Source organism: Pseudomonas sp. NBRC 111139 (genome assembly GCF_001753955.1).
Lineage (GTDB): Bacteria > Pseudomonadota > Gammaproteobacteria > Pseudomonadales > Pseudomonadaceae > Aquipseudomonas > Aquipseudomonas alloputida.
This window is the reverse complement of the sequence record NZ_BCBP01000058.1, coordinates 26,583-47,379: the sequence shown is the minus strand read 5'-3', so window position 1 is coordinate 47,379 and position 20,797 is coordinate 26,583. Positions and strand designations below refer to the sequence as shown.

The 20,797-nt window shown below is 57.8% G+C and carries 15 protein-coding genes and 1 tRNA gene; all 16 read right to left on the bottom strand.

Annotation, left to right across the window (positions count from 1 at the left end; all coding sequences use genetic code 11):
* On the bottom strand, nt 1–976 hold a 976-nt coding region (locus BJQ17_RS22295), incomplete at its 3' end, for an AAA family ATPase (RefSeq protein ID WP_139139806.1).
* 152 nt (nt 977–1,128) lie between these two features.
* A complete protein-coding gene (locus BJQ17_RS22290) occupies nt 1,129–2,958 on the bottom strand; it encodes an AAA family ATPase (RefSeq protein ID WP_070096660.1) in 1,830 nt (609 codons plus the stop codon).
* Nucleotides 2,959–2,972: 14 nt separating this feature from the next.
* Entirely contained in the window at nt 2,973–4,133 is a 1,161-nt protein-coding gene (locus BJQ17_RS22285; protein ID WP_070096659.1) for a restriction endonuclease subunit S, read from the bottom strand.
* On the bottom strand, nt 4,130–5,713 hold the full coding sequence (locus tag BJQ17_RS22280) for a class I SAM-dependent DNA methyltransferase (RefSeq protein WP_070096658.1): 1,584 nt from the start codon (nt 5,711–5,713) through the stop codon (nt 4,130–4,132). The genes BJQ17_RS22285 and BJQ17_RS22280 overlap by 4 nt, the downstream gene beginning before the upstream one ends.
* A gap of 29 nt (nt 5,714–5,742) precedes the next feature.
* A complete protein-coding gene (gene rmuC / locus BJQ17_RS22275) occupies nt 5,743–7,875 on the bottom strand; it encodes a DNA recombination protein RmuC (RefSeq protein WP_230064411.1) in 2,133 nt (710 codons plus the stop codon).
* A gap of 8 nt (nt 7,876–7,883) precedes the next feature.
* Complete coding sequence (locus BJQ17_RS22270) at nt 7,884–11,264, bottom strand: DEAD/DEAH box helicase family protein (protein ID WP_070096657.1); 3,381 nt, start codon at nt 11,262–11,264, stop codon at nt 7,884–7,886.
* A 48-nt stretch (nt 11,265–11,312) separates the two neighbouring features.
* A complete protein-coding gene (locus BJQ17_RS22265) occupies nt 11,313–12,794 on the bottom strand; it encodes a sigma-54-dependent Fis family transcriptional regulator (RefSeq protein WP_070096656.1) in 1,482 nt (493 codons plus the stop codon).
* A 384-nt stretch (nt 12,795–13,178) separates the two neighbouring features.
* A tRNA-Pro gene (locus BJQ17_RS22260) sits at nt 13,179–13,255 on the bottom strand.
* Nucleotides 13,256–13,369: 114 nt separating this feature from the next.
* Nucleotides 13,370–13,726, bottom strand: a complete 357-nt coding sequence (locus tag BJQ17_RS22255; RefSeq protein ID WP_003250681.1) for a MerR family transcriptional regulator — start codon at nt 13,724–13,726, stop codon at nt 13,370–13,372.
* Nucleotides 13,707–14,009, bottom strand: a complete 303-nt coding sequence (gene ihfA / locus BJQ17_RS22250) for an integration host factor subunit alpha (protein ID WP_003250679.1) — start codon at nt 14,007–14,009, stop codon at nt 13,707–13,709. Before ihfA ends, BJQ17_RS22255 begins: the two co-directional genes overlap by 20 nt.
* Nucleotides 14,010–14,013: 4 nt before the next feature.
* A complete protein-coding gene (pheT, locus tag BJQ17_RS22245) occupies nt 14,014–16,395 on the bottom strand; it encodes a phenylalanine--tRNA ligase subunit beta (protein ID WP_004574323.1) in 2,382 nt (793 codons plus the stop codon).
* A 31-nt stretch (nt 16,396–16,426) separates the two neighbouring features.
* Nucleotides 16,427–17,443, bottom strand: coding sequence for a phenylalanine--tRNA ligase subunit alpha (pheS, locus tag BJQ17_RS22240; RefSeq protein ID WP_003250674.1), 1,017 nt, complete (start codon nt 17,441–17,443; stop codon nt 16,427–16,429).
* A gap of 109 nt (nt 17,444–17,552) precedes the next feature.
* Nucleotides 17,553–17,909: a 50S ribosomal protein L20 gene (gene rplT / locus BJQ17_RS22235; RefSeq protein WP_003250671.1), complete on the bottom strand. Its 357-nt coding sequence runs from the start codon at nt 17,907–17,909 to the stop codon at nt 17,553–17,555.
* A gap of 27 nt (nt 17,910–17,936) precedes the next feature.
* A complete protein-coding gene (rpmI, locus tag BJQ17_RS22230) occupies nt 17,937–18,131 on the bottom strand; it encodes a 50S ribosomal protein L35 (RefSeq protein WP_003250667.1) in 195 nt (64 codons plus the stop codon).
* A gap of 60 nt (nt 18,132–18,191) precedes the next feature.
* Nucleotides 18,192–18,743: a translation initiation factor IF-3 gene (infC, locus tag BJQ17_RS22225; RefSeq protein ID WP_012052879.1), complete on the bottom strand. Its 552-nt coding sequence runs from the start codon at nt 18,741–18,743 to the stop codon at nt 18,192–18,194.
* The gene (gene thrS / locus BJQ17_RS22220; protein ID WP_070096655.1) at nt 18,743–20,665 is read right to left on the bottom strand and encodes a threonine--tRNA ligase; all 1,923 of its coding nucleotides are present in this window, start codon (nt 20,663–20,665) and stop codon (nt 18,743–18,745) included. Before thrS ends, infC begins: the two co-directional genes overlap by 1 nt.
* Nucleotides 20,666–20,797: the final 132 nt, after the last annotated feature.

Below are 20,797 nucleotides of genomic sequence, written 5' to 3'. Positions count from 1 at the left end.
TGTGCTGGCGGCTGAGCGCACTAACTACGTCCCAGGCAGCCGCGCCGCTGTACCAGTCTTTCTGCTCAGGGTAAGGATTAGGCTGGCGCAAGGCATCGGCCACTATGCGCAGCGGGCCGATGCACAGACTCTGATTAAGCACTGTCAGCATGTTATCTAACGGAGCTACTAACACATCCGAGAGAATTTCATGCAGTCGTGTGGTGATACGCGGGTCGTCGTGTTCGACGGTGGTTTCCAATCGCTTGCCCAGCAGCGGTAAGGCGCCAGCAAAGCCTTTAAAACCCAACTCGGCATGTGCAAAGGTCATTTCGGGCATATGCCAGGAGTCGCGGTGACTGACTTGCTGAATGGGGCGCTGAGCGTTTAATAGCTCATGCAAGGCACTTACAAAGCCTTCGGCTTCGCGCTCCGGAGCTTCATCCAAATCAAGTTCGGCTAGCAAAGCGGGATGTTGGTAATTGAGCCAGGCCAGCACCGGCTGCTTCATCCCCGCATCGCTGGTCAGTTCAGCGATCAGCGTATCGTCCAGCCACAGCTTGTAGCAGGCCACATAGGCGGTTTCGGCTGATTTAGACCAGGCGATATGCAACTCCAAAGCAAAGCGTGCGGCATCGGCAGTTGGGCTGTCGACGGTGAGGCCAAAATCCTCGTTGATCAGCTCATACAGCTGGTTGTAAGTGGCACCGATGCTGTCGTTTTTTGCGACATGAAGCTTGATGACAATGCGTTTATTCAGGTCACCGCCATTCACCAGGCTGGCAAAGCCGCCGATGTGTTTTTCGCCCAACACATCAATGCGCTGCGGGTCGCAGTGGCCTTTGGCGAGGATTTGCTGCAGATAAAACAGCGCCTGCAGCACCGAGCTTTTGCCGACGCTATTAGGCCCAAACATCAAGGTTACCGGCGCCAGCGGGATGGTTTGGGTAGCCTGAAAGGAACGAAAGTTGGTGAGGGCGATTTCTGTAATTCGCATTTTTTATGCCCTAGCTCGGCCTATGGCCGGCAAATGTCTTATTTGTAATTTTTAGATGGCAATAGCTCTGCCGTTGCATGCGCTCACGCCGTCTCTGCATGGCTCACAGGCAAACCAAACCGCATTCGGCTGGCTCTCATATCGAGCTGAGTTCACGGAACCAACGCCAGCAAGTTCTCGACTAGCTCCTTGAGCTCCGAGCGCTGCTCAGCACCCTCTTGGTACATCGAGCGCTGGAGGATCTGCTCAGCAGCCATGTGAGGCCAGAACTTGTCGATCACATCATCCGCTTTGACACGCACCGCCTGGCCTATGATTTTCTTAGCGTCGCAGGTATCGGTGAAGGCCACCCTTACCCCGGTTTGAGTATCAATCATGTCAGGGCACAGATAGTTCTCGATTTCCCGCTTACGGGTGGAATAGAAGGGCCTACCTCTTCCTTCTACTTCCTGCTTGCGCTTGGCAATTGACGCGACCTGCTCCGGGCTGCCGCCAATGTCAGAGTCTAGGAACACGCACCATGGCAACCCGAGGTCATCGGCGAGATTGAGGGTGACCCAGTGCTTCACGCTGCCACAGCCGCCAATCAGAATCGGAACGATGCCGGCATCCTCAAGACTGGACGGGAGATGTCCGCCAGCCTTCAGGGTATTGGCGGCATGACGGAGGAAGGTGACGTCTGATTTACCTTCAACAAGCACGACGCCTTTCGCCCGCTCCATCCCCGTTTCGGGGAGCACACCCAGACTCTCTGCGGCCTCCTTGAGCACATCGTTATTGGGCATCTTGACGATGGGGATACAGTTCTCATCCTTGGTCACATAGCGGATGCCATCGATGGGCATCAGGCCGGCCAGAGCAGGGACGTGGGTGGTGACGATGATCTGCCGGTTGGGTTGGTTGGAAAGCTCCAGCAACGCCTTCATCAGCATCATCTGGTAGTTCGGGTGCTGGGAGGTCTCTGGCTCTTCGATGGCGTAAATCACATTGCACTGGGAGCCCACTACTGCCTTCTCCGCCTCGGCGCGGAAGAAGTTGAGCAGGATCAGGCGGCGCACGCCGCTGCCGCGCTTGTTAATCGGAATACCGTTCTCACCATCTAGAGTGAAGCTGAAGCTCCACTTGGGCTTCTCCTTAAAGCGCGGGGTCAACTCGTTGGCCAGCTCGGGGGCCATTTCCCGCAGCTTGTCGAGGGTACGCTCAGCAACATTCAGCACACTGGCTTCGATCTGCTGCTCCAGCGCGCTGATCTGAGCCTGCAGCGCGGCCTGAGCCTCCTTGACAGCCTGCTGCAGCGGATTCTTGGCCTCGGCGTCGCCATCGCTGCTTTCACGATCCGCCTTGAACAGGGCGAAGGTGGGCAACTGGGCCTCGATCTTTTCCCAGATGGGTTTGTTGTCCGCCGAGATTCCTTTGCCGACTTCGAGCAGGGTTTCCTGGCAAACAATGGGTTGCACTGAAGCACGAATAGCCTGTCGCCACTGCGAAGCAACCCGCTGATCCGCCACCTGCTCTGCAATGCCTCGTTGTACACCGAGCTTTTTCAAAACATCCATCTTGAGGCTTAGCAGCCCAGCCAGCGCCTCATCCGCTGGATGCTGGCAGCGGATGGCGGTACGCTCCAGCTTGCCTGTACTGGCCTTGAAAGTTTTGACGATCTCCAACGCACTCTCGGCGTTGAGCAAGTATTCCTGCGCCAGGGAGGTCTGGGCATTTTCATCCAATACCAGCGCCTCAGGCAGATCATCAAACTCACAGGCGATCTCGAACTGCTCGGCACCCTCCGTCAGGCTGAAGCAGTTCATATCGCTTTTATCGGCCTTGACGTCGCCGATCTCAAAGAAGATCGCCAAGGCTTCGAGGATGGTCGATTTGCCACAGTCATTCCGACCAACGATGCCGGTCATGGCTTCGTCGATGGGAATGACTGTGGCGGCACGGTAGCCGCGAAAATGGGTGAGTTTGACTGACTTGAGGCGCATGGGGATTTCCTTATCTACAGCTGGTCAGCAAAGGCTTTTTGAGACAGCGCACTGAAGTTCAACACATCCAATTGATGTGCAGACTCTTGATTGCTCGTGAGCGATTTGCTTTTCCAGTAAACAGCTGAAAATTCTCTTTGCTTTTGCATATCCGGTACCGGAAGCTCAATAGCATAAAGCTCTTTTGTGCGAATTCCTTTTACCGTACTACCGGAAGAGCGGGCATAAATCAAATCCTTAACAAAAGGATCCAGCAACAAGAACAGGAGGTACTCCTGTGTCACCTTCCCTTTGGATCGCAGAGCTACCAAACGCTGACCAATTGCAACCTTCTCATACTCACCTAGCAAAGCAACATTTCCGAGCGGTGCTTCAGTAGTAAAAAGAACATCGTTCGCCCTGGGAAAGCCTCTCGTCATCCATGCGTCATAATTTTCTTCGGGAATGTACTCTCTCGGCTCATCATCGACATACCCACTCTTGACGTTCTTTGCCGTTATCAGAGGAATTCCATACTCGGACTTTTCGGGAGTCTTACCTCTGTAGTCAATGTAATCAACCAACTCCTGCAGCTTGTACTTTTGCGAGTTTGCATACCCAGAAGATGTGACAAGCTCGCCGAACATGTCCAGAAACACGGCGCGGAGGAAGTCGTTGGCGAGCTGGATGGCTTGCTGGCGTTTACGGCGGATGGAGTCGGCCTTGTCGAGGATGGCGGCGATGCGCTTTTGTTCGGGCAGGGGTGGGAGGGGGATTTGCATCGCCTCGAAATTGCCCTTATTAACAATCGCTACGGTAGTTGATGGAGCCATGGCCTCCATTTTCGGCTTTAAAAGCTGTAAAGCGTAGAAGCCATACTTGGCATCAACTCTATTCTCGTCAAAGATCACTGAGTTGATCTGTTGATTTGTGGCAACAGGCTTGCCCGCAATCGCCATCTTTCCAAGCGAACCTATACAGCAAACCATCACAGCATTCTTTGGCACAAGCTTAATTGCCGAGGCGCCTTTAGCAGACAAGGTTCTTGGCGCACTCGTTACATAATTATCCAGACCAAGCTCAGCAGGAGTGACAAACGGAATATCCCCGCCAAAGTTTTGATCATCCACCGTTGATGGCGTTTTTCCGGTAACAACCTTTGCCACTTCTCTTATGGCAACAAGAGGCCAACTCACAGCATCCCCTCCAGCTCATCCAGGTCCGCCAGAATTTCCTGCTCCAACCCTTTTAGCCGTTGCAGAATCACCTTCGGGTCTTCGTACTGCTCCTGCTGGTACTCCACTTCCTTGTAACGGTTGATGGAGAGGTCGTACTTGTTGGCGGCGATGTCCTCGGCTTGCACGACAAAGGCCTTTTTGCGCTTGTCGCCGAACAGGGTGTTGATGGTGCTGGTGCTGATATTGCCTTCGACCATCTTCCGGTATTTGTGCCACTGGGCGATGGCGTCGGGAAGGTCGTTGCTGCCCTCGCCTTTCAGCTCGGTGCGTTTATCGTCCAGCGAGTAACCGTCGGCTTGCAGGTCATAAAACCACACACGCTCGGTAGCGCCGCCTTTGGTGAAAATGAGGATGGCGGTGCTGACGCCCGCGTAGGGTTTGAACACACCGCTGGGCAGGCTGACGATACCTTCCAGCTGGTTGTTGTCGAGCAGCTCCTGGCGTAGTTGCTGGTGTGCCTTGCTGGAGCCGAACAGAACGCCGTCCGGCACGATCACAGCGGCGCGGCCACCGAGCGTGAGCGAGCGGAGGATATGGGCGACGAACAGCAGCTCGGTCTTTTTTGTTTTCACCAGGCCGAGAACGTCGGGGTTGGTGTTGGTTTCGTCCAGGCTGCCTTTGAACGGCGGGTTGGCCAGCACCACGTCGAAGAAATCCTGCTCCTGACGCGGATAGTGCTCCTTGATGGATTTGCTCAGGGAGTCCTGGTAACGGATGTTTGCGTCGTTCACCCCGTGCAGCATCATGTTCATGCTGGAGACGCGCAGCATGGTGGTGTCGAAGTCGAAGCCCCAGAACATCTGGCTGTTGATGTGCTGGCGGTAGGGTTCGAGCAGGTCGCCGGAGTAATGCAGGTTGCCGTCTTCGTCGCTGAAGGTGCCTTCCGGGCTGGAATGCATGCGGTTGAGGTATTCCATGGTGCGGGCCAGGAAGCCCGCAGTGCCGCAGGCCGGGTCGCAGATCAGCTCAGTCGGTTGCGGGGCGATCAGTTCGATCATCGCGTCGATGATGTGGCGCGGCGTGCGGAACTGGCCGTTGATGCCGGCGGTGGTGAGCTTGCTGAGCAGATACTCGTAGATATCGCCCTTTACGTCGCTCTGGGTCAGCGGCAGGTCGTTGACCATCTCCACGGCGGAGGTGAGCACGGACTCGTTCTTAATCTCCAGATCGGCGTCCTGCATGTACTCGCTGATATGGCCAAGGCCTTCACGCTCACCGCCCTCGCCTTCGGCGCTGCCGAGTTGGGCGAAGAACGGGTAGACCTTCTGCCTGAGGTGGCTGTGCAGCTCCTTGCCGCTCATGTTGCGGAAGTTCTTCCAGCGCAGCAGCTGGCCTTCCGGGTTATTGGGAAACAAGCGGGCAAAGTCTTTACCGGTGCGGTTGGCTTTGCGCTCGGCGACGTCTTCCTGCATGTCGAGCATGCGGGCGAACATCAGGTAGCTGATCTGCTCGATCACGGTCAGCGGGTTGGTAATGCCGCCGGTCCAGAATTTTTCCCAGAGCTTGTCGATATCGTTGCGGATTTTGCCGGTGAGCATTCGAGGTACTTCTCTCGCTAAAAAGGGGGTCAGGCCTGCGGCAGCGCTTCGCTGTCGTGACTGTTGTGATTTATTTGCAGTGGCAACTCTTCGGTGGACTCATCCGCCTCGTCGAGCGCCTCGACGATCAGCGAGAGTCGCTCGCTTTCGAAATCCATGTGGGTTGGCTCCAGCGCCGGCAGCGTCTTGCTGACCTTGGCCGACAGCTTGTTGAAGCGTTCCACCTTGCCGTACAGGCCCTGCTTGCCAGCCAGTGCCTTGACGGTGTCGTTGTAGTGGTTGCTCACGGTATTGAGCGTTCCTCCCAGCTTGCCGAGGCGCTCGGCCACGGTGCAGACCTGGTTGTAGATCTCGCCGGCCTTCTCGCTGATCTCCCGTGCTTCGGCATTGCTGCGCTCGATCATCCAAAGGTTGGAAACGGTACGCAGGATCGGGATCAGGGTGGTGTGGGAAACCAGCACGATGCCCTTCTTGTAGCCGTACTCGAACAGATCCTTGTTGTGCTTCATGGCCTCGATGTAGGCCGGCTCGATGGGCATAAACATCAGTACAAAACTGGGGCTGCGCATACCAACGAGGTTGGTGTAGTCCTTGGAAGCCAGGTCATCGATGTGCCGGCGTACCGCTTTGACGTGCTCGGCCATGGCCAGCTGGCACTCTTCGGTGGACTCAGCTGCTACCGCACGGTCATAGGCGACCAGCGAGACCTTGCTGTCGATGATGATGTGTTTGCCATCAGGCAACTTGATCAGATAATCGGTCTGCTTGGAGCGGCCCTCGGCATCTTTGAAGGCTGTCTGCACTTCGTAGTGAGCCTCTTCGATAAGGCCACTCATTTCCAGCGTGCGACGCAGTTGCGCCTCGCCCCAGGCTCCGCGCTGCTGGGAGTCGCCCTTGAGCGCCGAGGTGAGATTGTTGGCCTCTTTGCTCATCTGCAGGCCGATTTCCAGCACCTTTTTGATTTCAGAGTTGAGACTGGTGTTGCCCTGCAGGGACGCATCGTGAACTTCGTTGATGCGCTTCTGGAAGCCTTCGATCTGCTCACGGAACGGTTTAAGCATGCCGTCGATACTGGTTTGGCTGGTCTGGGTGAAGGTCTTGCCCTTCTCCTCGAAAATCTTGTTGGCCAGGTTCTCGAATTCCTGAGTCAGCGACTTGCGCGCATCTGCCAGTTGCGTCATCTGCTCCTGGAAGTGCTCCTCGCGCTGGCTCAGGGTGGTTTTGAGCTTGGTGTGCTCGGATGACAGCGTGTTGAAGCGCTCCTGGAGTTCGCCGAACGCCTTTACCTGCTCATTCAGATGCTGCTTGGTTTCAGCCAACTGCTCGCGGGCATCGCGCTCGGAGGTTTCCAGCGACTTGGCGCGCTTGCCTTCGGCAGCCAGCTCATCCTTCAGGCGGTCACGATCTGCATGCAGTTGCTCGTTGGTGGTCTGAGCCTGTGCCAGACGATCCCGCAGCTCTGTCACCTGCTTCCCACTGTTATCCAGGGCCGTCTTCAGCTCAGCGTGCTGATTACTAAGCGGCTGATAACGCCCCAGCAGCTCGTTGTACTCCAGAGCCTGTGCAGCCATCTTCTGGCGAATTTCAGCAAGCTGCTCACGGGCCTCCCGCTCCCCCGTTGCGGCCACCTTGGCGCTGGCATCCAGATTTGCCAGTTCGTCCTTGAGAGTGTCGCGCTCACCTTGCAATGAGGTGATTGCAGTTTGCGCGGCTGTCAGACGATCACGCAGTTCAGAGACTTGCTCCTGCAGCGCTCGCCCTTCGGCTTGAGCGGTTTCCAGGCGTTTGGCGGCTTCGTTATACTGTCGGCTGGAATCGTCCAGCTTCAGCTGCAACGCAGCCTGTGCGTCTTTGCCTTCCTGCTGTTCCTGATTCAGCCGAGTCACATTGTCGAAGGCGGCCTGCAGCTGCGCCTTCAGCTTAGATTCTGCGACCTGCAGTTCATGGCCGCGCGCCTCTGCCGCCTTGAGCTGCTCGCTCAGCGCTGCGCTGCCGGCCACTGCCGTCGTTTGAGCCTGCTGGGCCAGCTCAAGCTGAGCCGCCAGCAGACTGAGTTGCCGGCCCTGACGCAATGCCGCAGCGAAATAACCCAGTAACGCGCAAGCCAGTGCGAGTACGGCTGTGATAACGATGATGTCGGTAGTCCATTGACTGGCTTGCATGTGCACTCCTAGTGACTGGTAGGCGGGGTTTCCCCGCGCAAGAAGGGCTTGAGCACGGCCACCAGCTCACCCACGTCGGCTGGCGTAAACACACCGTCGATGCCTTCGTGGGAAATGCTGGAGAACGGAGCGTCGTAGAGCTTTTCGATGACGATGCTGCCGTGCTGGGCGATGTAGCTTTTGAGCAGGTTCATGAAGCGCACCTGCTGGGCCGTGAGGCTGGGGTGGGCATGCAGGAACTGGGCGAAATGCTGCTCGATGGCCTGCACGTCCAGGCCAATCAGCTCGCGCACGGTCAACTGAAGCTCGCTGGCGGTGCGGCCATAGAACTCGTTGAGCACCTGCAGGTTGACGCCGGGGTGGGTGGTGAGGATGGTCGAGGTGAGCGAATTAAGCTCCTGCTCGGCAATCGGTTCGCCCTTGTGGATCTTCTGCAGAGTCGGATTGGCGGCCAACATGCCGTCGAGGATGTCCTTGAGACGGCGGCGGTAGCTCATCGCCTCGTTGGCACCGGCGATCTTGATTTCACGCTCAGCCTCCTGCACTCCACTATCGGCGGTGCGGGTACCCGGGGTGTTGTAGAGCGGACCATCCCCCGACTTGCGATACTTCATGATCCCGCGCAGTTCCTGGCGGGCACGTTCCAGCTTATCGACGCAGGCGTTGAGCCAGAAGTCCGCGCTGCGTACCTCGGCGATCAGCGCGTCCTTTTGCCGAACGGCCTGGATATTTATGGCGAGCTTGTCGAGCTCCTCCAGCAGCGTGATCTTGCCATCCTCGAAACAGCTGGCCTTTTCCACCATGCAGATTTCGATGCCGGCGATGAGCTTGTCGAGCGCGGTAGCATGTTTGTCCCGCAGTACACGGGCCGACATCAGCGGCGCAATGGTGGTCACCAGCAGGTGCTGAACCTTGGCATCGAACCTTTGCAGTTGGTCGCCCTGCTGCAACTGGTGCACGGCCCGCAGCTCACGTTTGACAGCAACGCTGCTGTCCGGCAGGTCATTGATGTCAGCACGCAGCAGTTCGATGGCTGCATCGAAGGCAGCAGCATGGTTGTGCTTGAGCGCGGCCTGCGCCAGCTCCAGACGTGCTTCGAAGGTGGTCTGCAGGAGCGACTTGCCGCCCTTGTCCTCGGGTTCCTCGTACTCCTGCTCGAAGAAGTCGAAATTGCCGTAGTGATCGAAGATGAGGAACTCGGCCTTGTGCTTGCCTTGACCAAACAGGTTGGGACTCAGGCGCGTGCCACGGCCGATCATCTGCCAGAACTTGACCCATGATTTGACCGGTTTGGCGAATACCAGGTTGACCACTTCCGGCACGTCGATACCGGTGTCGAGCATGTCTACCGAAATGGCGATGCGGAAGTCGTTGCCCGGTTTCTTGAACTCTTTGATCAGGGTGTCCACATGCGGAATTGCGTTGTGGATGACCTTGCAGACCTTGGCCCCATACTGCGGGTAAAGCTTGCAGAAGAGTTTTTCCAGATGCTCGGCGTGGTCCTGGCGCTGAGCAAAGATGATGGTCTTGCCAACCAGTGAGCCTGTTGCATCCTTGATACCGTTGTTGATCAGGTTTTCCAGGATGATGCGGTCAGTGTCTTCGCTGAAGATTTTGCGACCGATGTCTTTGCCGGCAATGGTGGTGCGCTTGGCCTCTTCCTCGCCGAGGTCCTCTTCGAGCTGGCGCCTCTGCTCGTCACTCAGGTCGTTGTAGTGAATGCCGTCACGCAGAAAATCGGTGGTGAGATCGCGCACGCGGAACGGTACCAGATACGGCGGCTCGTTGTTGATGGCGGCATCCAGCCCGAACTCGAAGGTGGGGTCGGTGGTTTCGCAGTCGAAAATATCGAAGGTGTTTCGGCTGATGAACCTCACCGGGGTGGCGGTGAGGCCGACCTGCAGGGCATCGAAGTAGTCGAACAGGTCGCGGTACTTGTTGTAGATGCTACGATGGCTTTCGTCGGCGATGATCAGGTCGAAGAAGCCGACATCGAGCTGAGCGAAGCGGTTCATCATACCCGGATAGGTGGCGATGTAGACGCGGGCGGTCTGGTCGACCTTGTTGGTTTCACCAATCACGCAACGCGGTTCGCTGGGCAGGTTCTGCTTGAAGGCCTCATCGGCCTGTACACGCAGCTCTTTGCGGTCACAGAGGAACAGCACGCGCTTGGCCCAGCCGGTGCGCAGCAGCAATTCGGCCAACGCGATGGCCACACGGGTTTTGCCGGTGCCGGTGGCCTGGATGATGAGGGCCTTGCGGCGCTGCTGCTGGAAGTGCGCAGCGACGGTTTTGATTGCTTCGATTTGGTAGGGGCGATCAGCAATGCTGAGCTCAGGGTTGTGTTTTTCCAGCGCGGGGATGCGGTACTGGCGCTGGTAGGCCAGGTATTCCAGGCTGTCTTTGCTGTAGAGGCCGTACACCGGGCGATAGGTGTTGTATTGCTTGTCGTCCCAGATAAAGGTTTCGTAGCCGTTGCTGTAGAAAATCACCGGACGCTGCATGCCCATGCGTTCGAAACCATCAGCGTACATGCGGGCCTGTTCGCGCCCGGTTTGCAGGCTGATATTGCCGGACTTCTTGGCCTCGATCACGGCCAGGGGCTGACCGTTGTCGCCCCACAGCACGTAGTCCGCCTTACCTTTGCCGGAGACGTTCTCGGGGAAATCGACCTCCACCTCCTGGCCAACCTGCGCGGGGTTGCTGACATCCCAGCCAGCTTGCAAGAGCATGGCGTCGATCAGCAGTGAGCGGGTCTTGGCTTCACTCCAATGCAGGCTGTCGGCAACCTTCTGGCTCTGCTGCTGACGCTTTTGCTGGTCGGGCTTGGCGGGCGCTTCAATCTTGTCGAGGTGGCGGGTACGCTCCTGCTCCAGCTTGTCCATGACGCGCTGCAGCTCTTCCTGGTACTGGTTGAGGTCCTTCTCGTAGCTGGAGACGGTTTTCTGCAGGCTGGCCAGCGCAGCCGTTGGGTCCTGCACGTCAGCAAACTCGGGGATCGCTGCCTGCACGGTGCCGTAGTACTTGATGGCCATGTACATGGCCAGTTGGTAGGCAGTCTTCAGTGCCAGCTGTGCGTTGCGCAGCTCGCCTTCGGCACCATGGGCAGTGTCGTTACCCTGGATACGCAAGAAGTTGATCTGATGAACCAGGGGTTTGTTGACGCAATCAACAAACACCGGATTTTTAACCAGATCGTAGAAGCTCGACTGCGGCATACGCGGCAGAAGCTCTTCCTTGTAGATGGCCTTGGTCAGTTCTTCGGCAAAGCTACGCAGACGAGTGAGCGCACTGCCAGGATCGATGTGCAGTACGGCTTCGGCAAGACCGGCGAGGTTTGCCAGCAGCTCATTGCCGGGGCGGAGGAACTCAAAGTTGACTGATTTCATAAAGGCGATTCTGTCCATGACGACCCTATAGCGAGGACCGTGCCAGTTTTATTCAATGCCGTATTTGTCCATCCAGTTGCTCAGCGTTTGCTGGCTTTTAAGGCCTAGCAGGCCGGCCGCCCGAGTCTTGTTGTTGCCGGTAAGCTTCAAAGCCTGACGCAAATAATGCCCAGCAACCTCTGAAATTATCTCTTGCAAATCAATACCTTGAGAAACATCCAAGGAAGTTGGATTGTGCTGCCCCCGGGGTAATTGGAACAGTGCCTGCTCAATATCCGCAGCGCCAATCACGTCACCCGGACACCAGAGGGCAGCGCGCAGCAACGTCGATTGCAACTCACGCACATTGCCTCGCCAAGCGCCGCAGAGGATAAGTTTTTTTGCATCTACGGAAATTTTCTTACCCTTTAGCGATTCGTCCCGCTCTGCAATTCCGCTCAAGAGGGAATCAGCCAACAGCAGCAAATCACCCTCGCGCTCACGCAGTGGCGGTAGATGCAGGACACCGATGGCAACGCGATAGAAAAGGTCCTCCCGGAAACCACCTTCTGCCACGGCGTGCATCAGATTGCGGTGAGTCGCAGTGATTAGTCGCACATCCACTCTGACGTCCTGGCTGCCTCCGACTGGAGTTACCACCCCTTCCTGCAGCACTCGTAGCAAACGCACCTGAGCATCACAAGTCAGCTCACCAAATTCATCCAGGAACAGGGTTCCACCATCAGCCTGCTGAAAAACACCGGCGCGACTCTCAACAGCGCCGGTGAAAGCCCCTTTGCGGTGACCAAACAATGTGGAGTCAATCAGCTCCGGCGGGATAGCGCCGCAGTTGATCGCAACGAATGCCCCAGATGAACGGGGACTAGCATTGTGAATAGCTCTGGCGAATAGTTCCTTGCCAGTGCCCGTTTCACCATAGATCAGAACAGGCACCTGCTTTTGAGCAAGAACCTGCGCCTGAACCTTGAGCATGAGCATGCGCTCGCTCTGCGTAATGATGCTGTCAAAGGCCGCATTGGCTGGAGCGTGGCCGTCAGCAAGCTGAAGCAGCTTGTCGTCTGTAATCGTGTTTGCAGCCGGGACATATTCCGCTGCGATCTCGAATGGCACATCGACCTTCTGCACACCCTGTTCTAACGAGGCCTGGTAGAAGGTGACTGGGTAACGGGTCTTGCCGAGCAAAATCCAAACAGCCTGCATGGCTGGGGTGCCGGGACTGAGCAAGATGGATAGCTGTATGCCGGAGGCTTGAAGCCGCGCTAGGTGGGTATTGGCAGCCTGATAGATATCTCCGAAATGCACAGGAGACCTGAGCGATTCATAGCTGACATTGATCTGCGCACCTACCTGCTCACGCAGCCAAGCCAGGTAGGGCTCAACCTGCTCAGCTGGGTAAGAAGAAAGCAATTCAACCTGATCGAAAGACTCTGCTCTCAGCGTCGAAAGCACAGGCCCAGCATCACTTCCTGATAGTGCCTTGAGGTCGTTGCCACCCACCCAGCAGAGCAGCACATTCTGCTTTTTAGCCACGCACCTAACCCTCTATTTTTTATTCGCTTCCGCATGCGCGACTTACCAGCACCGTGCTTTGCCTCACAGTTTTCTGGACAGTAAACCTCAACCTGGCGCCAGACTTGAGCGAACCCTTGAGGCTCTCGCCAAGCAGCGAATTGACGTTGTCGATCAGCTACATAGGCACTCCCCGCCCTATTGACCAGCGCCGTCATCCACGCAACGCGCATGACGCTGATAGCACTGCGCCTTCCTAACCGATACTAATCCCCCACCGCTTGCAAGCCAATCTCAATTGGCAACCAATTGGCAACCAGAACGATCATTTTTGATAAGCCATGAAAAACAGCAGGCATAAAAAAATCCAAGCACTCGTAAGTGCTTGGATTTCTTGGAGTTTTTTGGTCGGGACGGAGTGATTCGAACACTCGACCCCTTGCACCCCATGCAAGTGCGCTACCGGGCTGCGCTACGCCCCGACTGGGCTTTGAAGCATGTTCTCAATCTTGCCGAGAACGTTGAAGAATGTACCCTAACCCTCTGATAAATGAAAGCTTTTTCTCAAAAAAATTTCCATTCATCAGAAACCCGGTTTACTTCTTCAAAACCACCAACACATCCTCCAACTCAACAATCATCTGCCGAATCAGCTGCTTGTACTGGCTGGATTCATCTTTAGCCTCATCACTGGAGAGCCTCAACCGCGCCCCGCCAATGGTGAACCCCTGATCATACAGCAGCGCACGAATCTGGCGGATCATCAGCACATCCTGGCGCTGGTAATACCGCCGGTTCCCCCGCCGCTTCACAGGGTTCAGCTGGTCGAACTCCTGCTCCCAATACCGCAGCACGTGTGGTTTTACGGCACACAACTCGCTCACTTCACCAATGGTGAAGTAGCGTTTGCCCGGTATGGGGGGCAGTTCGTCGTTATGGCTTGGTTCCAGCATAGGCCTCAACCCGGGCCTTCAACTTCTGCCCTGGACGAAAGGTGACGACGCGCCGTGCAGTGATCGGGATTTCTTCCCCTGTCTTGGGGTTACGGCCCGGCCGCTGGCGTTTGTCGCGAAGGTCGAAGTTGCCGAAACCGGACAGCTTGACCTGCTCGTTCTCTTCAAGTGCGTGCCGAATTTCTTCGAAAAACAGCTCGACCAGCTCCTTGGCCTCACGCTTGTTAAGCCCCAGCTCCTCGTACAGCCTTTCGGCCATCTCAGCTTTCGTCAGAGCACCCATGCCGTTATTTCCTTAACGTGGTGTTCAACCTTTGTTCGAGCGAGGTGAGGATGTTTTGCAGGGTAGTGTTCACCTCATCGTCGTTAAGAGTGCGCGATGGATGCTGCCAGGTCAAGCCGACGGCAAGGCTTTTTCTATCAGGATCAATGCCTTTACCTTGGTACACATCAAACAGCCTGAGGTCTGTGAGCCATTCGCCTGCATTGTCACGAATTAATTCAAGCACCGCGCTAGAAGCCACATCACGTCCTGCGATCAAAGCCAGGTCACGACGGGTTTCCGGGAACTTGGACAGTTCGCTGAATTTCGGCAGGCGGCCTTCGACCACGTCGCCCAGCACCAGCTCGAACAGGAACACCGGGCGGTCCAGGCCCAGGGCCTTGGCCAGCTCTGGGTGGATGGCGCCGAGGTAGCCGACCAGTTTGCCGTCACGCTCGATGGCAGCAGTCTGGCCTGGGTGCAGGGCTGGGTGTTTGCCGGCGCTGAAGGTGAAGTCGCTCAGGGCGCCGGAGTAGCCCAGCAGGGCTTCCACGTCGGCTTTGACGTCGAAGAAGTCGACGCCGTCGCGGCCGTTGGCCCAGCCTTCTGGCAGGCGGCTGCCGGTGATGACGCCGGCAATCATTGGCTGCTGCTGCAGGTCACCCAGTTGGCCGACAAAGCGCAGGCCGCTTTCGAACAGGCGCACGCGGTCTTGCTGGCGGTTCAGGTTGTGCTGCAGTGCCTTGACCAGGCCCGGCCACAGCGAGGCGCGCATGGCGGCCATGTCGCTGGAGATGGGGTTGGCCAGCAGCAGCGGCTCTACGCCCGGGCTGAACAGTTCGAACAGTTTCGGGTCGATGAAGCTGTAGGTGATGGCTTCCTGGTAGCCGCGGGCAACCAGCAGGCGGCGCAGGGTCGGCAGGTCACCGCGGGTTTCCGGCTTGCCCTGTGGGGCCAGGCGGGCTTGCGGGTAGCGTACCGGCAGGTTGTTGTAGCCGTACAGGCGGGCCAGCTCTTCGATCAGGTCCACTTCCAGGCTGATGTCGAAGCGGTGGCTTGGCACGCTGACGGTCCACTGCCCTTCCCCGCTCTTGGTCGTGGTCAGCTCGAGGGCGTTGAGCAACTGCTCGACCTGGGCTGGGTCCATTTCCATGCCAAGCATCTGGGTGATGCGTTCGGCGCGCAGGGTGACCGGGGCTACTTGTGGCAGGTGCTGTTCGCTGACCGCTTCGACCACAGGGCCGGCTTCGCCGCCAACGATGTCCAGCAGCAACTGCGTGGCGCGCTCCATGGCTTCGCGGGCCAGTTGCGAGTCGACGCCGCGCTCGTAGCGGTGCGAGGCATCGGTGTGCAGGCCGTAGGAACGGGCTTTACCGGCGACGGAAATCGGCTCGAAGAAGGCGCTTTCCAGGAACAGGTCGCGGGTTTTTTCGGTGTTCACACCGCTGTGCTCGCCCCCCATGACGCCGGCGATAGCCAAGGCGCGGGTGTGGTCGGCGATGACCAGGGTGTCAGCACGCAGGGCCACTTCCTGGCCGTCGAGCAGGACGAGCTTTTCGCCCTCTTCGGCCATGCGCACGCGGATGCCGCCGTTGATTTCCGCCAGGTCGAAGGCGTGCATCGGCTGGCCGAGTTCGAGCATCACGTAGTTGGTGATGTCGACGGCGGCGTCGATGCTGCGAACGTCGCTGCGGCGCAGGCGCTCGACCATCCACAGTGGGGTTGGCTTGCTCAGGTCGACGTTACGGATAACGCGGCCCAGGTAGCGCGGGCAGGCAGCCGGGGCGCTGACTTCGACCGGGCGCACTTCGTCATGGGCGGCCGCTACGGCTGGCACCACCGGGCGGGTGACCGGGGTGTCGTACAGGGCGCTGACGTCGCGTGCCAGGCCGGCGATGGACAGGCAGTCGCCGCGGTTCGGGGTCAGGCCGATTTCGATGCTGGCATCATCCAGGCTCAGGTACGTGCGAATGTCTTCGCCAACCGGAGCGTCGGCAGCCAGTTCCAGCAGGCCGTCGTTTTCTTCGCTGATCTGCAGTTCGGCAGCCGAGCACAGCATGCCGAAGGACTCGACACCGCGCAGCTTGGCCTTCTTGATCTTGAAGTCGCCTGGCAGTTCGGCACCGATCATGGCGAACGGGATCTTGATGCCTGGGCGGGCGTTAGGGGCGCCGCACACAACCTGGAAGGTTTCCTGGCCGCTGCTTACCTGGCACACGCGCAGCTTGTCGGCGTCCGGGTGTTGTTCGGTGGCGAGAATTTCGCCCACGACGATGCCGCTGAACTGGCCGGCAGCGGGGGTAACGCTGTCAACTTCGAGGCCGGCCATGGACAGGCGGGCGACCAGTTCGTCACGGGAGACTTGCGGGTTGACCCAACCGCGCAGCCACTGTTCACTGAATTTCATGCTGTTCTCCTGAAAGTTGCGTCGATTGGGCCTAGCGGAATTGGGCTAGGAACCGCAGGTCGTTGTCGAAGAACAGACGCAAATCGTTGACGCCATAGCGCAGCATGGCCAGGCGCTCGGCACCCATGCCGAAGGCAAAGCCCTGGAACTCTTCTGGGTCGATGCCGGACATGCGCAACACATTCGGGTGCACCATGCCGCAGCCCATCACTTCCAGCCAGCCGGTTTGCTTGCACACGCGGCAGCCGTTGCCGGAACACATCACGCACTGGATGTCGACTTCTGCAGACGGCTCGGTGAAGGGGAAGAACGATGGGCGGAAACGGACCGCCAGTTCTTTCTCGAAGAATACGCGCAGGAATTCTTCGATGGTGCCCTTGAGGTCGGCGAAGTTGATATCGCGATCGATCAGCAGGCCTTCGACCTGGTGGAACATCGGCGAGTGGGTGATATCCGAGTCGCAGCGGTATACGCGGCCCGGGCACACAATGCGGATGGGCGGCTGGGTGGACTCCATGGTCCGCACCTGCACCGGCGAGGTGTGGGTGCGCAGCAGCATGTTGGCATTGAAGTAGAAGGTGTCGTGCATCGCCCGCGCCGGGTGGTGGCCAGGGATGTTGAGCGCTTCGAAGTTGTGGTAGTCGTCTTCCACCTCTGGGCCTTCGGCAATGCCGTAGCCAATGTGGGTGAAGAACTGCTCGATGCGCTCGAGTGTACGGGTGATCGGGTGCAGGCCACCGGTGGCCTGGCCGCGGCCTGGCAGGGTGACGTCAATGCATTCGGCAGCCAGGCGAGCGCTGAGCTCGGCTTCTTCAAAGGCAGCCTTGCGGGCATTGAGCACAACGGTGACGCGCTCTTTGGCGTCGTTGATCAGCGCGCCGACTTTCGGCCGCTCTTCGGCTGGCAGGTTGCCCAGGGTCTTCATCACCTGGGTCAGTTCGCCCTTCTTGCCGAGATAATTAACCCGGATCTGTTCCAGGGCGTTGATGTCTTCAGCGCGTTCCACGGCCTCTAGGGCTTGGGAGACCAGCGCATCCAGGTTTTCCATGTACAGACTCCAGATACGAAAATAGGGGAAGAGCTTTGAAGGCTCTTCCCCTATCGATGACGTTCAATGCCCGGCAGCGCTAGCACCGCCGGGTGATTGTCGCGGGTACTTAAGCCAGAACGGCTTTAGCTTTCTCGACAATCGCAGCAAACGCCGCTTTTTCGTTCACTGCCAGATCAGCCAGAACCTTACGGTCGATTTCGATCGAAGCCTTTTTCAGGCCAGCAATCAGACGGCTGTAGGACAGACCGTTGGTGCGGGCACCGGCGTTGATACGAGCGATCCACAGTGCGCGGAACTGACGCTTCTTCTGGCGACGGTCGCGGTAGGCGTATTGGCCTGCCTTGATGACCGCTTGCTTGGCTACACGGAATACGCGCGAACGTGCACCGTAGTAACCTTTAGCCAGTTTCAGAATTTTTTTGTGACGCTTACGAGCGATAACGCCGCGCTTAACACGAGCCATGAGTAACTTCCTCTATCTTAACCAGAATTAACGAACGCGCAGCATGCGCTCGACTTTTGCGACGTCGGACGGGTGCAGCAAGCTGGCACCGCGCAGTTGACGCTTACGCTTGGTCGACATTTTGGTCAGGATGTGGCTCTTGAAAGCGTGCTTGTGCTTGAAGCCCGAAGCTGTCTTCAGGAAGCGCTTCGCAGCACCGCTCTTGGTTTTCATTTTTGGCATGTTGGAACTCCGCATTCGATAAAATTACACATAATCATCAGGCCTGCCGTGCCCGGGAGATTACTTCTTTTTCTTGGGGGCGATGACCATCATAAGCTGGCGTCCTTCCATCTTCGGATGCTGCTCAACGGTGCCGTATTCGGCGAGGTCGGCTTCGACCCGCTTCAACAGCTCCATGCCCAGCTCCTGGTGGGCCATCTCACGACCACGGAATCTCAGAGAGATCTTGGCCTTGTCCCCATCGGTAAGGAAACGTACCAGGTTGCGTAGTTTTACCTGGTAATCCCCATCCTCCGTCCCTGGACGAAACTTGATTTCTTTGATCTGGATCTGCTTCTGGTTTTTCTTGGCTTCGTTAGCCTGCTTCTTCTTCTCGAAGAGGTGCTTGCCGTAGTCCATGACCTTGCAGACGGGTGGTACCGCGTCTGCAGAGATTTCTACCAGGTCCAGCTTCGCTTCATCAGCGATACGCAGCGCTTCATCAATCGAGACGATGCCAACCTGCTCGCCGTCTGCGCCAATTAACCGAACCTCGCGGGCCGAGATATTCTCGTTGATCGGGGCCTTCGGTACAGCACGCTTATCGTTTCTCATTTCACGCTTAATAGTCATTACTCCGATTCTTGGCGACCACGCCGGGAAACCGCTTGTGTCAGCAGCTCAACGAATTGGGCGACGGGCATGGAGCCCAGGTCTGCGCCTTCGCGAGTACGCACAGCGACGGTTTGCGTTTCGACTTCGCGGTCCCCTATAACCAAAAGGTACGGGACCTTGAGCAAAGTATGCTCGCGGATTTTAAAGCCGATCTTCTCATTTCTCAAGTCCGACTTGGCACGGAAACCGCTTCCGTTCAGAGATTTCTCAACCTCGAGGGCGAAATCGGCCTGCTTGTCGGTGATATTCATGATCACCGCCTGGGTTGGGGCCAGCCACGCCGGGAACACGCCAGCATAGTGCTCGATCAGCATGCCGATGAAGCGCTCGAACGAACCGAGGATGGCGCGGTGCAGCATGACCGGGCGAACTCGGCTGTTATCTTCGGCGATATAGCTGGCATCCAGACGCTCTGGCAGGTTCGGGTCGTACTGCAGGGTACCGCACTGCCAGTTACGGCCGAGGCAGTCGCGCAGGGTAAACTCGATTTTCGGGCCGTAGAAGGCACCCTCGCCCGGCTGGTATTCCCACTCAAGGCCGGATTCGTTCAGGGCGTCGGCCAGCGCTGTTTCAGCACGGTCCCACAACTCTTCAGAACCGACACGCTTGGCCGGACGAGTGGACAGTTTCATGGCGATGTCGCTGAAACCGAAGTCCTTGTACACGTCCAGGGTCAGCTTGATGAAGTCGGCGGCCTCTTTCTTCACCTGTTCTTCGGTGCAGAAAATGTGCGCATCATCCTGTACGAAGCCACGCACGCGCATGATGCCGTGCAGTGCGCCGGACGGCTCGTTACGGTGGCAGGCACCGAACTCGGCCAGACGCAGCGGCAGGTCGCGGTAGCTTTTCAGGCCCTGGTTGAACACCTGCACGTGGCACGGGCAGTTCATCGGTTTTACCGCGTAGTCACGGCTTTCCGACGAAGTGGTGAACATGTTTTCGGCATAGTTGGACCAGTGGCCGGAACGCTCCCACAGGATGCGGTCGACAACCTGCGGGGTCTTGATTTCCTGGTAGCCGTTTTCGCGCTGCACGCCACGCATGTACTGCTCGAGTACCTGGTAGACGGTCCAGCCGTTGGCGTGCCAGAACACCATGCCCGGGGCTTCTTCCTGCAGGTGGAACAGGTCGAGCTGCTTGCCGATCTTGCGGTGGTCGCGTTTTTCGGCTTCTTCGATGCGCTGGATGTAGGCAGCCAGCTGCTTCTTGTCAGCCCAGGCCGTACCGTACACGCGCTGCAGCTGCTCGTTCTTGGCATCGCCACGCCAGTAGGCGCCGGACAGCTTGGTCAGCTTGAATGCCTTGAGGAAGCGGGTGTTCGGCACGTGCGGGCCACGGCACATGTCGACGTATTCTTCGTGGTAGTACAGGCCCATGACCTGTTCATCCGGCATGTCTTCGACCAGACGCAGCTTGTAGTCTTCGCCACGGGCCTTGAACACATCGATGACTTCGGCGCGCGGGGTCATTTTCTTGACCACGTCGTAGTCTTTTTCGATCAGCTCCATCATGCGCTTTTCGATGGCGGCCATGTCTTCTGGGGTGAAGGGGCGCTCGTAGGCGATGTCGTAATAGAAGCCTTCGTCAATGACCGGGCCGATCACCATCTTGGCGGTCGGGTACAGCTGCTTCACGGCGTGGCCAACCAGGTGGGCGCACGAGTGACGGATGATCTCCAGTCCCTCTTCATCTTTAGGGGTGATGATCTGCAGGGTGGCGTCGTTGCTGATCAGGTCACACGCATCGACCAGCTTGCCGTCGACCTTGCCGGCCACAGTGGCCTTGGCCAGGCCAGCGCCGATGGAAGCGGCAACTTCGGCTACGGATACGGCGTGATCGAACGAACGTTGACTGCCATCGGGAAGAGTAATAACGGGCATGGCGCCTCCTCTCCTAGTGGTGACCCCTACCAAAGGTCACGTGGGTTGGGATGAGCCAGTACAAGATCCGACCTGCCTTCCGGTAAAAGGAAGCCTGCCCCACAGTGGCAGAAGCCTTTCGGCTTGTCAGGG

Excerpts from the sequence above, each read along its gene's own strand:
- pheT (WP_004574323.1), bottom strand. The coding sequence starts at position 16,395 with ATGAAATTCAGTGAACAGTGGCTGCGCGGTTGGGTCAACCCGCAAGTC.
- pheS (WP_003250674.1), bottom strand. The coding sequence starts at position 17,443 with ATGGAAAACCTGGATGCGCTGGTCTCCCAAGCCCTAGAGGCCGTGGAA.
- BJQ17_RS22270 (WP_070096657.1), bottom strand. The coding sequence starts at position 11,264 with ATGAAATCAGTCAACTTTGAGTTCCTCCGCCCCGGCAATGAGCTGCTG.
- rpmI (WP_003250667.1), bottom strand. The coding sequence starts at position 18,131 with ATGCCAAAAATGAAAACCAAGAGCGGTGCTGCGAAGCGCTTCCTGAAG.
- thrS (WP_070096655.1), bottom strand. The coding sequence starts at position 20,665 with ATGCCCGTTATTACTCTTCCCGATGGCAGTCAACGTTCGTTCGATCAC.
- ihfA (WP_003250679.1), bottom strand. The coding sequence starts at position 14,009 with ATGGGTGCTCTGACGAAAGCTGAGATGGCCGAAAGGCTGTACGAGGAG.
- rmuC (WP_230064411.1), bottom strand. The coding sequence starts at position 7,875 with ATGCAAGCCAGTCAATGGACTACCGACATCATCGTTATCACAGCCGTA.
- BJQ17_RS22290 (WP_070096660.1), bottom strand. The coding sequence starts at position 2,958 with ATGCGCCTCAAGTCAGTCAAACTCACCCATTTTCGCGGCTACCGTGCC.
- BJQ17_RS22280 (WP_070096658.1), bottom strand. The coding sequence starts at position 5,713 with ATGCTCACCGGCAAAATCCGCAACGATATCGACAAGCTCTGGGAAAAA.
- BJQ17_RS22255 (WP_003250681.1), bottom strand. The coding sequence starts at position 13,726 with ATGCTGGAACCAAGCCATAACGACGAACTGCCCCCCATACCGGGCAAA.
- rplT (WP_003250671.1), bottom strand. The coding sequence starts at position 17,909 with ATGGCTCGTGTTAAGCGCGGCGTTATCGCTCGTAAGCGTCACAAAAAA.
- infC (WP_012052879.1), bottom strand. The coding sequence starts at position 18,743 with ATGACTATTAAGCGTGAAATGAGAAACGATAAGCGTGCTGTACCGAAG.